Raw genomic sequence first — 13,801 nt, 5'->3', positions numbered from 1 at the left:
GTCGGGTGCTCCCCACCACACCCCCCTCTTGGCCGGAACCGTGGCTACCGGGTGATGCGTCCTCGCAGGTGTGCAGCGTCATGAGGCCGGCGAAAGCGCCACCACCGCGATCCACCTCCGTCTCCGACTCCTGGCCGGGCTCCTGCTCGCGGCCCATTTCGTGGTCGTCGGCTGGCTGACCCTGCGGCCGCTGGACGTGCCCTGGGCCGCTGCGGCCAATCTGAGTCCGCTGGAGGGGATCACGGCGGACCTGGCCCTCGGTCCGCTGGAGGCCGCCCGGCAGATCGGCGAGGGGCTCGCGCTGCTGGCGCCGCTCGGGGTGTTGGTGCCGTTGATCAGCGGACGGCTCGCTCCGTCGGCCCTGTCCGCGTGGTCCTCGCTGGTCCGGACGGCTGCCGCGGGTGCGCTGGTCTCGGTGTGCATCGAGATGCTGCAGACCGCGGTTCCGGGGCAGGTCGTGGACGTGGACTCGGTGCTGCTGAACACCGCCGGTGTGGTGCTCGCGCACGTGGCCGTCGTACCGGCACTGAGGGCCCGGCTGAGGCGCTCACACACCGTTTATCAGGGGGATACCCCGAAGATTTCCAGGGTCGGGCTCGGCCCCTGGACCGACGTCCTGTCGGCGGTCCAGCGGGAGTATTGAGCCATCGCAGAGAGCGATACCGACGAAGGAGAACCTCATGAGCGCCCTGGTCCGCCCCCGTGACGGCCGCTGGATCGGCGGAGTCTGCGCCGGACTGGCGCGGCGTTTCGGAATTTCCGCCAACGCGATGCGCGCCATTTTCGTCGTCTCGTGCCTGCTGCCCGGCCCGCAGTTCCTGGTCTACATAGCGCTGTGGGTCCTGCTGCCGAACGAGAAGTCCGCTTCGACCGCCTGGTAGTCCGGGGGCCGGCGGCCGACGGGTCGTCGGCTCGACCGGTCACCCGTCAGCCGGCCTGCTGGACCTTGCGGATCTTCTCCAGCTGCTTGTCGGCCACTTCCTGCGGCACCTGCGCCTTCTGCTGGGTCGCCGCCACGTTGAGGGCCATCAGCCGCACGACGGTGTCGCCCTCGCGCACGACGACCAGGTGGACCTGTGCCGAGACGCCCTCGGCGGCGGCGGTCATGGTCCAGCTGACGCTCTCGTCGCCGCCCGCGCGGAAGTCGGCGGGGCGCACCTCGCGGTAGGCCCCGGTCTGCTTCTCGATCTTGGCGGAGAAGCCGGTACCGCAGGCGGCGACGGCGGCCTTGAGCCGGGCGACCAGTGCCTTGGCGTCGCTCTCGGAGTAGGAGCTGACGGAAGCGGAGACGGCCAGCCCGACCTGCTTCTGGGAGCCGACGCCGCGGCTGAGGGTCTCGCGCGCGGACGGGTCCGGCTCGTCGCCCATGATGTCGGCCAACGGCTGGCAGGCCTTCTTGTCGGCCTGCGGCTGGCCGTCCGGGGCGTTGGGGTTCTTGCCCTGGGCGGAGACCTGGTAGCCGGGCAGGTCACCCTGTGCCAGCGCGGACCGCTCAAGCCTGCTGCCACCGGTCTTCGGCGCGGCCGCTCCCGTCACCGCGGCAGACGGCGCCGGGGCTCCGGGCGCGGCGGAGGCGCTGCCCGCGGAGCCTTTGGGATCGGGGGTCCTGCCCGTCGCGGGGGTGTTCGTACTGCTGCACCCCACGGCCGCGAAGAGCAGGGTGGGGACCAGCGCGACCATCGTCGCTCGTGCCTTCATGCGCATGACCGAGAACCTCATACCCAAGACGTAGGCGGGCAGTTGGTGGCGATCGTGGCACACGGTGCGGTGGGAGACATACCCGGTCGAAAGGGCATGCGCCCGCCGCACACGTGTACGCATCACGGCGAGAGCGGTCTCAGCTGCCGAGGCCGTTCAGAGCGCCGGTCAGCGGAGTCAGGGCTCCGGTGATCTGAGAGGTGGGGTCGCTCGACTGCTGGGCCCCGCCGCTCACCTGCTGCTGGCTGGTGGCGCCCTGGAGCATGCCCGCGGCGGAGCCCAGCGCGTCGGTGAGGCCGACCGCCGGAACGGCGGCGGAGGCGGTGCCGGCGGCGACCGCGGCGAAGGCGACACCGAGAACGGCGGTACCGAGGGTCTTGGCAGCTGACTTCTTCATGAAGAGTTGTCCTTGCGACGGGGAATTGAGCGGCTCCGCAAACTAGTCACTTCAAACCCCCGTCCGCAAACATCCTTAAATACGAGAAAGCGCCCGGGGATTCTCCCTCCCGGGCGCTTTCGCGGGGTAAAGCCGTGGCCTAGGCCGAGACGGAACCGCTGGTGGAAGCGGTCTGCTGGAACAGCCACTCCGACTTCAGCTCCGCGTAACCGGGCTTGATCACTTCATTGATCATGGCCAGTCGTTCATCGAAAGGAATGAACGCGGACTTCATCGCATTGACGGTGAACCACTGCATGTCGTCGAGGGTGTAGCCGAAGGTGTCGACCAGGTGCTCGAACTCGCGGCTCATGCTGGTGCCGCTCATCAGGCGGTTGTCCGTGTTGACCGTGAGCCTGAAGTGCAGCTTGCGCAGCAGACCAATCGGGTGCTCGGCATACGAGGCGGCCGCGGCGGTCTGCAGGTTCGAGGTCGGGCACATCTCCAGGGGGATGCGCTTGTCCCGGACGTACGAGGCCAGACGGCCCAGGGTCACGGAACCGTCCTCGGCGACCTCGATGTCGTCGATGATCTTCACGCCGTGACCGAGGCGGTCGGCGCCGCACCACTGCAGGGCCTGCCAGATCGACGGCAGGCCGAAGGCCTCGCCCGCGTGGATGGTGAAGTGGTTGTTCTCGCGCTTGAGGTACTCGAAGGCGTCGAGGTGGCGGGTGGGAGGGAACCCGGCCTCGGCGCCGGCGATGTCGAAGCCGACCACACCGTTGTCGCGGTAGCGGTTCGCCAGTTCGGCGATCTCCAGCGCGCGGGCGGCGTGGCGCATCGCGGTCAGCAGGGCGCCGACGCGGATGCGGTGGCCGCCGGCCTTCGCGCGGCGCTCGCCCTCGCGGAAGCCGTCGTTCACGGCCTCGACGACCTCTTCGAGGGTCAGACCGGCTTCCAGGTGCTGCTCGGGCGCGTAGCGGATCTCGGCGTACACGACGCCGTCCTCGGCCAGGTCCTCGGCGCACTCGGCGGCGACCCGGAAGAGGGCGGCCTTCGTCTGCATGACCGCGCAGGTGTGCGCGAAGGTCTCCAGGTAGCGCGGCAGGGAACCGGAGTCGGCGGCCTCGCGGAACCAGATGCCGAGCTTGTCGGCGTCGGTCTCGGGGAGGTTCTCGTAGCCGACCTCGCGGGCCAGCTCGATGATGGTCCCGGGACGCAGTCCGCCGTCGAGGTGATCGTGCAGCAGCACCTTCGGGGAACGACGGATCTGATCCGGGGTCGGCAGGTTGGGGGTCTCGCTCGTCATCTGCGCACTCTACTCCTACGCGCGTAGAGCGGAATGTCCCCGGCGGGCGTCGATATGTAACAGAGACCGCGCGGACGGATGGCGTACACCTGAAGGTCTGAGACTGTTCCGCCATGGCACAGCATGCGCCGCCGGCGCGCGGGGCCCGCCTGGGGCGGGCGGCCGGCGCGAGAACCGGCTCGGGTTCGACGGAAAGTGCGGTCAACGGGGTGGTGCTCCTGCTTCCCGGGGCCTCCCGGTTCTCGCCGGGTCCCACGCGTCCGCTCGCGCGGGCGCTGGCCCGGGCGGGCGGGGCGGAGGGGCTGGTCACGCACCTGGTCATCCACGGCGGGGACTCCGCCCGGGAGGAGCAGGCGGGGTGGGCCGCCGACGAGGCGGTGCGGCGGTACGGGGACGTACCGGTGTGCCTGGTCGGCTACGACGCGGGGGGCCTGGCCGCCCTGCGGGCGGCGGGACACGGGGCCGTCAACTCGGTCGTGGCGATCGCCCCTTGCTTAGGGGCGACGGCCCGGGCCGACTGCCCCGAACCGGTGAAACAGCTGTCGGGGCGCCAGGTGTTGATCGTGCACGGCACCAACGACGCGCGCAGCGACCCGGAGGCGTCCTTCCGGCTGGCGGCGCGCGCGAAGAAGGCGAATCGTTCGACCTGCCGCTTCGAGGTGCACTCGGACGGCCACGGGCTGCGCGAGCACCAGCCGGAAGTGGTGGCGCTGGCCGTCGACTTCGTCCTGGGCGCGGTCTGTTCGGGGCGGTACTCGCGGCCGGTGACGGACGCCCTGGCCGCGCCCCCGCCACTGGGCCTGCGGATGCCGCTGGCCTCGGGCTTCGGGAGGTCGTTGAGGAGGTGATCCACGGGCGCGGCGCGGCTCGGCGCGCGTACCGTGGGAAGTGGACTCGGGGCGCTGCTCAACTCCCGGAGGCGACCGGCCATGGGCGGATTGGTCCACAGGAACTTCGACAGGCCCGATGAGACGCGCCCCTTCGAGGCCGGCACCGGCAGGCTGGACCTGTTCAACACCGAGGGCGGGGCGGTCGGGCGCGCGGTCTTCGAACCGGGGTGGCGCTGGTCGCTGCACATCAAGCCGCTGGCCGGCACGGACAGCTGCCTCTCCGCCCACACCGGGTACGTCGTGAGCGGCCGAATGAAGATCGTCATGGACGACGGGGAGAGCGGCGAGGTCGGCCCGGGCGACTTCATCCAGATCGCCCCCGGGCACGACGCCTGGGTCCTCGGTGACGAGCCGTGCGTCGCGCTGGACTGGACCGGCTACGGCGACTACGCGAAGCCGGCGACCGACTGACGGACCCGCGTCCTTCGAGGTCGCACCCCTCGAGGTCGCACCCTTCGAGGTCGCACCAGACCGTCCGTGCCCGCCGCTCCGCCCCCTCACGGTCGGATGGCACCGACGGATCCGGCGCGACCACCACGGCGGGCCGCGGGCTCAGCAGGACACGGGCCCCCGTCCTCGCCTGGGTGTTCGCTGCCGCATACCGCGCTTCCCCCTCACGCCGTGCTGACCACTGTGCCGCTCCGGCATGTGCCGGGGGCGGCCGTCCTGGCGTCGTCTTGCCGCCTTGCGGGAATACGAGGGGTTTACAAACCGGCCCATCTCGGGACGCATACGCCTATGCCTGCCGAGGAATCCGGGCCGGCCGCAGCGGCCTGGGAGCTGAGCCCCGCCGCCCGGCGCCTGTACGCGTACGCCGTCGAGCGGCACGCCTTTGACCTGCGCGAGGCCACCGGAGCCCTGGGGGTGCGCGCGGCCGCGGCGATCACCGAGCTGGCGGCCGCGCACCTGCTCCAGCGGGCCCCGGGCGACGAACCGGACCGCTGGAGCGCGGTGGCCCCCCGGGCCGCCGCGGCCCGGGCCCTGGCTCCGCTGGCCCTGCTCGTACGGGAGACCCACGACGAGATGGACCGGCTGCGCGGGCGCCTGGAGGCCCTGGTACCCGCGTACGAGGCGGGGACCGCGCAGCGGGACCTCAGCGGATCGGGCCGGCTGGAGCTCGTGACGGACCTCGGGGCGGTACGGGGGCTGATCGCGGAGCTGGTCGCGGCGTGCGAGCGGGAGCTGCTGACCTCGCAGCCGGGCGGGGGCCGCCCGCTGGAGACGCTGGAGGAGTCGATCGGGCGGGACGAGTCGCTGCTGACCCGCGGGGTCCGGATGCGCACGATCTACCAGCACACGGCACGCTACTCACGGCCCACGGCGGCGTACGTCGAGCGGGTGACGGCACTGGGCGCCCAGGTACGGACCCTGGGCGACGGGCTGATGCGGATGCTGATCTTCGACGACCACACGGGCGTGATGGCGGTGCCGGACCGCACCGGGGCGGCGCTGGTGGTGCGGGAGCCGAGCGTCGTGCACTTCATGACGACGGCCTTCGAGCGCTCCTGGGTGGGCGCGGAGCCCTTCCCCACGTCGGTGAGCCCGGAGGCGGCCCGTTCGATCTCGGACGAGCTGCGGCAGACGATCGTCCGGCTGCTGTCGGAGGGGCTGGAGGACAAGGTGATCGCGCGCCGCCTCGGCATGTCGGAGCGCACCTGCCAGCGCCACATCGCGGAGATCATGCGCGCGGTGGGCGCCAAGTCCCGCTTCCAGGCGGGCTACTTGCTCTCCTCGCACCCGGCCCCGACCCCGCCGGACCCGGCCTAAGTCCTGGCGTACCGGTCGTAGTAGGTGCGCAGCTCCGGGCGGCGTATGCCGGGGAGGCACGCCAGGGTGTTCCCGAACGCCCGGTGGTGGGGCCAGAACGCGTGCCGCGGGCGCAGCGGCAAGGGGTAGTCATCGCGCAGGACGCCTTCCGGCAGCGTGCCGGAGGCGGGCAGCGGCGAGGTCTCCCCCGGAAGTACGAGATGGGCCCAGACCCCGATGTCCAGTGGCACCACGGACGGGGCCCCGCCGTACGCGGGCCGCCACGGCTCGCCCGTGACCGGGTGGCGGGGTACGAGAAGGACGTCGGCGCCGGACCGGGGCACGGGCGTGCCCGGCCCGGCCAGGCCGCTGGTGAGGACCGGGGGCCCGGCGGGCAGGCAGCCGGCGGTGGCGCCGACCAGTTCGGCGAGGGGGCCGGGCAGCGCCACCGGGCGGCCCTCGCAGGCCACCACCAGGTGGGCGAGCGCCACGGGAACCGCGGCCGCCCAGCGGCGGCTCCAGGAACCGTCGAGCTCGACGGGCGGCACGGCGTACGACTCCAGCACCAGCTCGTCCCAGCCGGGGACCGGGACGGCGGGCAGGCCAGAGGGCACGCGCCGCACGGCGGCGGGCTCCAGCCACACCGTCTGCCACAGCCCGCAGTCGTCCATCCGCGTCGCCACCGCGCGCCCGCAGCCCTCGCAAGCCAGATTGGGTCCGTCCCTACCGTCGATGCCCATGCAGTGGCCCGCACACTTCTCGGGGATCAGGGCCATGCCCCGGGAGTCGCCGGGCGCGATGACGACCGCACCCCGCGACCCGAACGACACGCAGTACTGCGGCAGGTACACCCCCTGCTCGGCCGCCAGTTCCTCCCCGACCTCGTCCCACAGCCGCCAGGGCGGTCCGCTGGGCCGGGGTTCGACGGCGTACGTCGCCGGCTCCATCAGCGGGGGGTGCAGTTGCTCCCACGCCCCGTAGTAGGCGTGGACGGGGAGGGCGACCCGGGAGACCGGGGCCGTCAGCTCCGTACCGCATCCGGCGCACGCGAACACGTCCAAAAAGCATCTCCCCCGACCCGGCAACCCCGTGATTCTGCTCGCCGGGGCCGCGGACGGCCATCAGTTTTCGGGCTGGTGGCCCTCCTGCGGCGCGAGCGGTTCCAGTTCCGGGATGAGGCGGCCGCGGCGGGAGAGGAGGAAGCGCTTGAACTCCGCCACCGGCGGGGTGTCGGGGTGGCCGTCGAGCCAGGCGAGGCCGATCTCGCGGACGGCGCGCGGGGCGGTGACCGTCAGCTCGACCACGCCGGGGCGGGCCACGGCCGGGGGCGGCAGGAGGGCCACGCCGAGGCCGGCGGCGACCAGGCCGCGCAGGGTCTCGGCCTCCTCGCCCTCGAAGGCGATCTTCGGGGTGAACCCGGCCTCCGCGCACAGGGCGTCGGTGATGCGGCGCATGCCGTAGCCGGGCTCCAGGGTGACGAAGGTTTCCTCGGCGGCCTCGGCAAGGCGGATGCGCTTGCGGGTCGCGAGCCGGTGGTCGTCCGGGACCACCAGCCTCAGCCGCTGTTCGTCGAGGCGCCGGGCGACCAGGTCGGGCGCGTCCGGCAGCGGGGAGGTCAGGCACAGGTCGAGTTCGCCGGCCCGCAGCTTCTCCAACATGGCCTCGCCGTAGTTCTGGACGAGGGAGAAGCGGATGCGCGGGTGGTCGGCGCGGAAGGCGCGGATGAGGCCGGGTACGGTCTCGGACCCGAGGGTGTGCAGGAAGCCGAAGGCCACCTTGCCGGCCGCCGGATCGGCGTCCTGCTGTACGGATTCGGCCGCACGGTCGATCTCCGTGAGGGCCTGCTCGGCCGAGGCCAGGAAGGTGCGGCCGGCCGTGGTGAGGGCGACCGTACGGCCCTTGCGGGCGAACAGCGTGACACCGAGGTCCTGTTCGAGCCGGACCATGGCGCGGGACAGGGTGGACTGCGGGACGCCCAGCTCGTGGGCGGCGCGCGTGACGTGCTCGTGGCGGGCGACGGCGACGAAATACGCCAGCCGCGGCGCGAGCAAGGTTGTTACGGCCATGTCTTCTACGTAACGGTTCATCGACATCCAGGCCTCTGAGCTGGGTTGATGCATCAGCGGATCGATTATTGCAATTCCGTGCATTGGACGCATGAAACCAACAGGCCTACCGTCGAAGCATGCCTCCCGTTCATACCGGGGCACCCGTCATCCCGGGTGCCTCCACCCCGTCGTCCCCCGCACCGCAGCCCCTCTCCCCCGGCCGCCCCGGCTACCGCCGGATGAGCCTCGCGCTCTTCGCCGCCGGACTCGCGACGTTCGCCCTCCTCTACTCCACCCAGGCACTGTTGCCCGCGATCTCCGCCGGCTTCGGGGTGACGGCGGGCCGGGCCAGCTGGACGGTGTCCGCGGCCACCGGCGCGCTCGCGCTGTTCGTCCTCCCGCTGAGCGCACTGTCCGAGCGGTTCGGCCGCACCCGGATGATGACGTACTCGATGGTGATCGCCGTCGGCGTCGGCCTGTTGGTGCCGTTCGCGCCGAACGTGGAGTGGCTGGTGGCGCTGCGCGCCGTCCAGGGCGCGGCGATCGCCGGGATCCCGGCCTCCGCGATGGCGTACCTGGCGGAGGAGGTCAAGCCGAAGGCCCTGGTGGCAGCGATCGGCCTGTTCGTGGCGGGGAACTCCATCGGCGGCATGAGCGGTCGTCTCGTCACCGGCTGGGCCGCGCAGTTGTGGGGTTGGCGCGCGGGCCTGTTGGCCGTCGCCCTGGTGGCGCTGGCGTGCGCCGTGGCCTTCCTGGTACTGCTGCCCCGGGCCCGGTTCTTCCGTCCGGCGTCGCTGAACCCGCGCGCGGTGGGCCGTACCGTCGCCGGTCATCTGCGCGATCCGCTACTGCTGCGCCTGTACGGGATCGGCGCGCTGTTCATGACGGTCTTCGGCGCGGTCTACACCGTGATCGGCTACCGCCTGGTGGACGAGCCGTTCTCGCTCGGCCAGGGCGTGATCGGGTCGATCTTCCTGATCTACCTGGTCGGTACGGTCTCTTCGGCCGCCGCCGGCAAGCTGGTGGCCCGCACCGGACGGCGCGGCGCGCTGTACCTGGCCGTGACGACCACGGCGCTCGGGCTGCTGCTGTCGCTGTCCGACTCCCTGGCGGCGATCGTGCTCGGGCTGGTCCTGATCACCGCGGGCTTCTTCGCGGGGCACGCGGTGGCCTCGGCCGCGGTGAGCCGGACGGCGAAGACGGGCCGGGCGCAGGCCTCCGCGCTCTACCAGTCGGCGTACTACCTCGGCTCCAGCGCGGGCGGCACCCTGGGCGCCCTGGCCTACCACGGGGCCGGCTGGGCGGCCACGGTCGGCATCGCGCTGCTGGCGGTGCTCGGCGTCGTGTCGATCACCTTGTACGGGTCGCACGCGGCGCGCGCGGAGCGGCGGATGCCGGCGTCGGCCCTGGGCGCGCGCTGACGAAAATTACGCCCCTCGTAGGCAACCCCGGCTCGTTTTCCGGGCATTCAAAACGGAGGACGACGGTGTGCGATCAGGGGAGGACCGGATGGGGACGGGAACGGGGATGGGGACAGGGACGGGGACGCGTGCGTCACGCGGGCGGGCGGGGCAGCGGGTGGCGGTGCTGGGCGGTGCCCTCGCGCTCGCGCTGCCGGTGGTGATCACGGGAGGCGGGGCGGCGCAGGCCGCCGCCTCTTGCAACCTCACCACCGGGCCGTACCAGCGGCAGGTCGAGCAGTTCCTCGGCCGGCCGGTGGACGGGAAGCAATCGGCGGCCGACTGCTCGGCGATCCGCTCCTTCCAGGCGAGCCACGGAATCACCCCGACCCAGGGCTACGCCGGGCCGCTGACCTGGCAGACGATGAGCACGATCCTGGCCCAGCGGGCGGCCGGCAGCACGCCGAACAAGGCGGGTGACTGCCCCGTGAACCGGGGGCGGATCGCCTGCGTGGACCTGACGCGGCAGCTCAGCTGGATCCAGGACGGCGCCACCCTGACGTACGGGCCCGTCCCGGTCCGCACCGGCAAGGACGGCACGGAGACGCGCACCGGCCTGAAGAAGATCTACTACCGGAACATCGACCACTGGTCGACGCTCTACAACGTCTCGATGCCGTACGCGCAGTTCTTCGACGGCGGCATCGCCTTCCACTCGACGACCAAGAGCATGTGGAACCCGCCCGGTTCGGGCGGCTGCGTGAACATGCGCTCCGCCGACGCCAAGGCCTACTGGAACCTGCTGGGGCAGGGCGAGGACGTCTACGTGTACGGGCGCAAGCCCGGCACCTGAGGGCTGTCCGCGGGGGTGGTCGACCCAGCGGGTGCGGGCTCGGCGGGCGGGGCTTAGGCCGTCGAGGGCTCGGGCGCGGGCCTGGTGTTCAGGCGGTCCAACCGCCGCAGGGCGGAGCGGCGTTGGACGAGGGACAGGCCCGCCACCCCGGCCCCGAGGACCAGCCAGCCGACCGGTCCGGCCGCCATCACCGCGCCGGTGAGCAGCAGCGGGCCGGCGGACTTCTGGACGGACTGTGCCATGCCGGCCACCCCGAGGTACGAGGCGCGCGCCTCCGGGGGCGCGAGGGAGACCGCCAGTTCCCAGGAGCTCACCGAACGCATCAGCTCCGCGGCGGTGGCCAGGACGGCCGCGGCGAGCAGGGTGATCGAGGCGGCCCGGGTCCCGCCCGCGGGGGCGGTGGCCAGGCAGACGCAGCAGGCGAGCGTCGTCAGGCCGTACAGGGCGACCGCGCCCGCCGCCTGGCGGGCGTCCCGGACCCGCGCCGACACCCGTAGCTGCAGGGCGACGACGAGCACGGTGTTGATGACCAGGAAGGCCGGGATCAGGGCGTGCGGGGCCGTGGTGTGGCCGACGAGCCACAGCGGCACGCCGACGCCGAGGATCGAGTCGTCCAGGTTCATCGGAACGTCCAGCAGGACGAACCGCAGGTAGCCGCGGTCCCGCCAGGGGCTGGGTCCGGCCCGGCCGGGAGCGCCCTCCTGCGCTCCGGGCCGGGCGACCACGAGCCCGCGGCCGTGCGGCTCGCGGGTGCGCCACACCAGGGCCGCGGCCACGAGGAACGACAGGGCGTTGGCGAGGATCAGCACCTGGTAGGCGCCGCGGGTGCCGACGGCGAGTCCGATGGCGGCGAGGCCCGCACCGAGGGCGTATCCGGCGTTCGCCGAACTGCGCGACAGTGCCTGGTAGGTGGCGCGCCGCTCGCCCGCGACCCGGGTGGCGAAGAGCATCTCCAGCGTCTTGGCCGCCCGGTCTCCCAGGTGGGTGACGGCGAACAGGAGCAGCAGCGGGCCGAAGTCGGTGACCACCAGCAGCACGCAGAGGGCCCCGAGGCGGACGAGGTGGCAGCCGATCAGCAGGGTGCGCACCGGGAAGCGGTCGGCGAGGTGGCCCGCGAGCGGCGATCCGGCGATGCCCGCCACCCCGGCCGCACCCAGCAGCAGGCCCAGCTGTCCGGCGTCGAGGCCGACGACGAAGGTGAAGTAGAGGACGGAGGACGCGGCCCACACGCCGGTGCCCGCTCGGTCCAACGCCTGGGTGAGCAGCATGATCCGCGCGTCACGGCCGCCCGGCGGCCGGCGCAGTTGCGCCAGCAGACCTCCGTCCCCCTGCCGTGCCTTCCGGATCCGCCCGCCGATCCGCATCCCAGTCCCCCGTTTCGACCGCGCCCGCCACCCATGTATCTCGACATCGAGATACATGACGGAACCCTGCCTCACATTAATCTTGACGTCAAGAAACTTGATGACGACATATGTGGGTGCTCCGGCGCTTCCGGCTGCCGTTGTCGGACCCCTCCGGTAGGTTCCGAAGGAGCGGAACGACCAGGGGGATGAACGGACATGAGTGATCTCGCCACCGATGTGGACCTCGACACCGCGATGGACCGGTACCGGGTCGAGCTCACCGGCTACTGCTACCGCATGCTCGGCTCGTCCTTCGACGCCGAGGACGCGGTGCAGGACACGTACATCCGGGCCTGGCGCAGCTACGAGAAGTTCGAGGGCCGCTCCTCGCTGCGGTCGTGGCTGTACCGGATCGCCACCAACGTCTGCCTGGACCTGCTGAACGCCGGGAACAAGCGGGCCCGCCCGATGGACCTGACCGCCCCGCAGCACCAGGCCTCCGCCGTGCTCAACGAGCGCCCCGAGGTGACCTGGCTGGAGCCGGTCCCGGACGGCCGGGTGCTGCCGCAGACCGCCGACCCGGCCGAGATGGCGCTGGCGAAGGAGTCCGTCCGCCTGGCCTTCGTCGCGGCGCTCCAGCACCTGCCGGCGAAGCAGCGGGCGGTGCTCATCCTGCGCGAGGTGCTGGCTTGGAAGGCCGACGAGGTGGCGCAGCTCCTGGAGACCACGACGGCCTCGGTGAACAGTGCCCTCCAGCGGGCCCGGGCCACCCTGGCCGGGCAGTCGCTGCGCGACAGCGACCCGGCGGATCCGCTCGACGCGGACCAGGCGAAGCTGCTGGAGCGGTACCTCTCCGCCTTCGAGGCCTACGACATCTCGCGGCTCACCACCCTCCTCCACGAGGACGCGGTGCTCTCGATGCCGCCGTTCGACCTGTGGCTCCGGGGACACGAGGACATCGCGGCCTGGCACCTGAACCAGGGCATCGGCTGCAAGGGCTCCCGGCTCGTCCCGACCACGGCGAACGGCCTGCCCGCCTTCGGCCAGTACCGTCCGCGCGAGGACGGACGGCCGGGCCACACCCCGTGGGCGCTCCAGGTGCTGGAGATCTCAGACGGCAAGATCGTCGGGCTCAACGCCTTCCTGGACACCGCGCGGTGGTTCCCGCTGTTCGGCCTCCCCGAGCAGCTCGACGAGGCCCACGAGGCCCAGTAGGGCCCGGAGGGCGGGCGCGGCCCCGGTCACCCGCAGCGGCCGCCCCCGGGCGGTCAGCCGCAGCCGGGCCAGTACCTGTACGTCGGCCAGCCCGGGCGCCGTCACCGCGGCGGCGTCGCAGACCACCGCGACCACCCCGGCGTCGTAGAGCCGGGCCAGCCGGGCGCACAGCGGTGCGGCGTCCTGCGGGGCGGCCGGCCCGGGGCCGGGCAGCACGAGTCGTCCGATGTCCACGAGGGGGTGACTCCCCCGCCCGCCGGAACTCATCGGCGGATCCGCACCACGGCCCGGTGAGGTCCCGCCGGGGCTGTGAAGTCAGGGGCGGGGGAAGCCGAAGGTGTCGAGCACGAGGTCGAACGGCTCGGGGAGATGGACGGCCTCGCCGAACTTGCCCGCGTGCAGAAGGCGGTACTTGCCGTCGCTGGGCTCGCCGTACAGGTGGATGGTGGGGCTGCCCGTGGCGTGCGGGTCGATGAGCAGGTAGAGCGGGATGCCCGCCGCGGCGTATCCCTTGAGCTTGGACACGCGGTCGTTGACGGCGTTCGACTTGGAGGTGACCTCGACGACGAGCTCGGCCGCGGCCGCGGGAACGAAGTTCTCCCCTCCCGGGACCTCTTCCCTGGGGACGACCACCAGGTCCGGGACGTAGAGCCCGGTATGGCTGGGCACGGCCACGTTGAGGGTCTGGAAGATCTCCCAGCCGTCAGGGATCACGGTGTACAGACGGCGCTGCACGGATACCGCGATCAAGTTGTGGTCGTTGACGGGTGGTGGTGCCACGGTGATGATCCCCTCGATGATCTCCACCTTGCAGCCCTCGGGCCAGTCCATCTCCTCCCAGAGACGGACGAGGCCCTCCCAGCTGTCGCCGTTTGCCGGCTCCTGCTGGACGGTGAGTGCGCTCATGGTGTGCTCCTCAA

16 protein-coding genes are annotated in these 13,801 nt (G+C 72.2%); 8 read left to right on the top strand and 8 right to left on the bottom strand.

Annotation, left to right across the window (positions count from 1 at the left end; translation table 11 throughout):
- The first annotated feature begins 70 nt into the window (after positions 1-70).
- Positions 71-643, top strand: a complete 573-nt coding sequence (locus tag ACIQK6_RS01070) for a VanZ family protein (protein WP_329099431.1) — start codon at positions 71-73, stop codon at positions 641-643.
- Positions 644-680: 37 nt separating this feature from the next.
- Positions 681-881, top strand: coding sequence for a PspC domain-containing protein (locus ACIQK6_RS01065; RefSeq protein ID WP_329099432.1), 201 nt, complete (start codon positions 681-683; stop codon positions 879-881).
- Between the two features lie 46 nt (positions 882-927).
- On the opposite strand, the gene ACIQK6_RS01060 is transcribed toward ACIQK6_RS01065, so the two are convergent.
- The 3 genes from ACIQK6_RS01060 to ACIQK6_RS01050 all read right to left on the bottom strand — a co-directional run bounded on the left by ACIQK6_RS01060 (position 928) and on the right by ACIQK6_RS01050 (position 3,383).
- Positions 928-1,704, bottom strand: coding sequence for a hypothetical protein (locus ACIQK6_RS01060; RefSeq protein WP_329099433.1), 777 nt, complete (start codon positions 1,702-1,704; stop codon positions 928-930).
- Between the two features lie 133 nt (positions 1,705-1,837).
- Positions 1,838-2,095, bottom strand: a complete 258-nt coding sequence (locus ACIQK6_RS01055; protein ID WP_329099434.1) for a hypothetical protein — start codon at positions 2,093-2,095, stop codon at positions 1,838-1,840.
- 139 nt (positions 2,096-2,234) lie between these two features.
- A complete protein-coding gene (locus tag ACIQK6_RS01050; RefSeq protein ID WP_329099435.1) occupies positions 2,235-3,383 on the bottom strand; it encodes an adenosine deaminase in 1,149 nt (382 codons plus the stop codon).
- A 113-nt stretch (positions 3,384-3,496) separates the two neighbouring features.
- On the opposite strand from ACIQK6_RS01050, the gene ACIQK6_RS01045 reads away from it, so the two are divergent.
- From ACIQK6_RS01045 to ACIQK6_RS01035, 3 genes are all read left to right on the top strand, one after another.
- Positions 3,497-4,231 carry an alpha/beta hydrolase gene (locus ACIQK6_RS01045; RefSeq protein WP_329099436.1) on the top strand — a complete coding sequence of 245 codons (735 nt, stop codon included), beginning with the start codon at positions 3,497-3,499 and terminating at the stop codon, positions 4,229-4,231.
- An 81-nt stretch (positions 4,232-4,312) separates the two neighbouring features.
- Positions 4,313-4,684 carry a cupin domain-containing protein gene (locus tag ACIQK6_RS01040; protein WP_329099437.1) on the top strand — a complete coding sequence of 124 codons (372 nt, stop codon included), beginning with the start codon at positions 4,313-4,315 and terminating at the stop codon, positions 4,682-4,684.
- Positions 4,685-5,011: 327 nt separating this feature from the next.
- Positions 5,012-6,040 (top strand): helix-turn-helix transcriptional regulator, encoded by a 1,029-nt coding sequence (locus ACIQK6_RS01035; RefSeq protein ID WP_329099438.1) that lies wholly within the window; start codon positions 5,012-5,014, stop codon positions 6,038-6,040.
- On the opposite strand, the gene ACIQK6_RS01030 is transcribed toward ACIQK6_RS01035, so the two are convergent.
- The gene (locus ACIQK6_RS01030) at positions 6,037-7,074 is read right to left on the bottom strand and encodes a hypothetical protein (protein ID WP_402694270.1); all 1,038 of its coding nucleotides are present in this window, start codon (positions 7,072-7,074) and stop codon (positions 6,037-6,039) included. The two genes, ACIQK6_RS01035 and ACIQK6_RS01030, sit on opposite strands and share 4 nt — an antisense overlap.
- 66 nt (positions 7,075-7,140) lie before the next feature.
- Positions 7,141-8,142, bottom strand: a complete 1,002-nt coding sequence (locus ACIQK6_RS01025; protein WP_329107700.1) for a LysR family transcriptional regulator — start codon at positions 8,140-8,142, stop codon at positions 7,141-7,143.
- A gap of 62 nt (positions 8,143-8,204) precedes the next feature.
- Here ACIQK6_RS01025 and ACIQK6_RS01020 point away from each other — a divergent pair, with 62 nt between their 5' ends.
- Positions 8,205-9,488: an MFS transporter gene (locus ACIQK6_RS01020; protein ID WP_329099439.1), complete on the top strand. Its 1,284-nt coding sequence runs from the start codon at positions 8,205-8,207 to the stop codon at positions 9,486-9,488.
- Positions 9,489-9,594: 106 nt separating this feature from the next.
- Positions 9,595-10,320 carry a L,D-transpeptidase family protein gene (locus ACIQK6_RS01015; protein ID WP_329099440.1) on the top strand — a complete coding sequence of 242 codons (726 nt, stop codon included), beginning with the start codon at positions 9,595-9,597 and terminating at the stop codon, positions 10,318-10,320.
- Between the two features lie 53 nt (positions 10,321-10,373).
- Here ACIQK6_RS01015 and ACIQK6_RS01010 read toward each other — a convergent pair whose 3' ends face one another.
- Positions 10,374-11,684 (bottom strand): MFS transporter, encoded by a 1,311-nt coding sequence (locus tag ACIQK6_RS01010; RefSeq protein WP_329099441.1) that lies wholly within the window; start codon positions 11,682-11,684, stop codon positions 10,374-10,376.
- Between the two features lie 198 nt (positions 11,685-11,882).
- On the opposite strand from ACIQK6_RS01010, the gene ACIQK6_RS01005 reads away from it, so the two are divergent.
- A complete protein-coding gene (locus tag ACIQK6_RS01005) occupies positions 11,883-12,881 on the top strand; it encodes a sigma-70 family RNA polymerase sigma factor (protein WP_329099442.1) in 999 nt (332 codons plus the stop codon).
- Here the strand turns inward: ACIQK6_RS01005 and ACIQK6_RS01000 are convergent.
- Both ACIQK6_RS01000 and ACIQK6_RS00995 read right to left on the bottom strand, forming a co-directional pair.
- Positions 12,777-13,115: an STAS domain-containing protein gene (locus tag ACIQK6_RS01000; protein WP_329099443.1), complete on the bottom strand. Its 339-nt coding sequence runs from the start codon at positions 13,113-13,115 to the stop codon at positions 12,777-12,779. The two genes, ACIQK6_RS01005 and ACIQK6_RS01000, sit on opposite strands and share 105 nt — an antisense overlap.
- An 81-nt stretch (positions 13,116-13,196) precedes the next feature.
- A complete protein-coding gene (locus tag ACIQK6_RS00995) occupies positions 13,197-13,787 on the bottom strand; it encodes a Uma2 family endonuclease (RefSeq protein ID WP_402694064.1) in 591 nt (196 codons plus the stop codon).
- Between the last annotated feature and the right edge of the window lie 14 nt (positions 13,788-13,801).

This window comes from Streptomyces sp. NPDC091682 (assembly GCF_044756625.1).
GTDB lineage: Bacteria > Actinomycetota > Actinomycetes > Streptomycetales > Streptomycetaceae > Streptomyces.
Note: the sequence above shows the minus strand (reverse complement) of the source record. Positions and strands in the feature narration are given on the sequence as shown.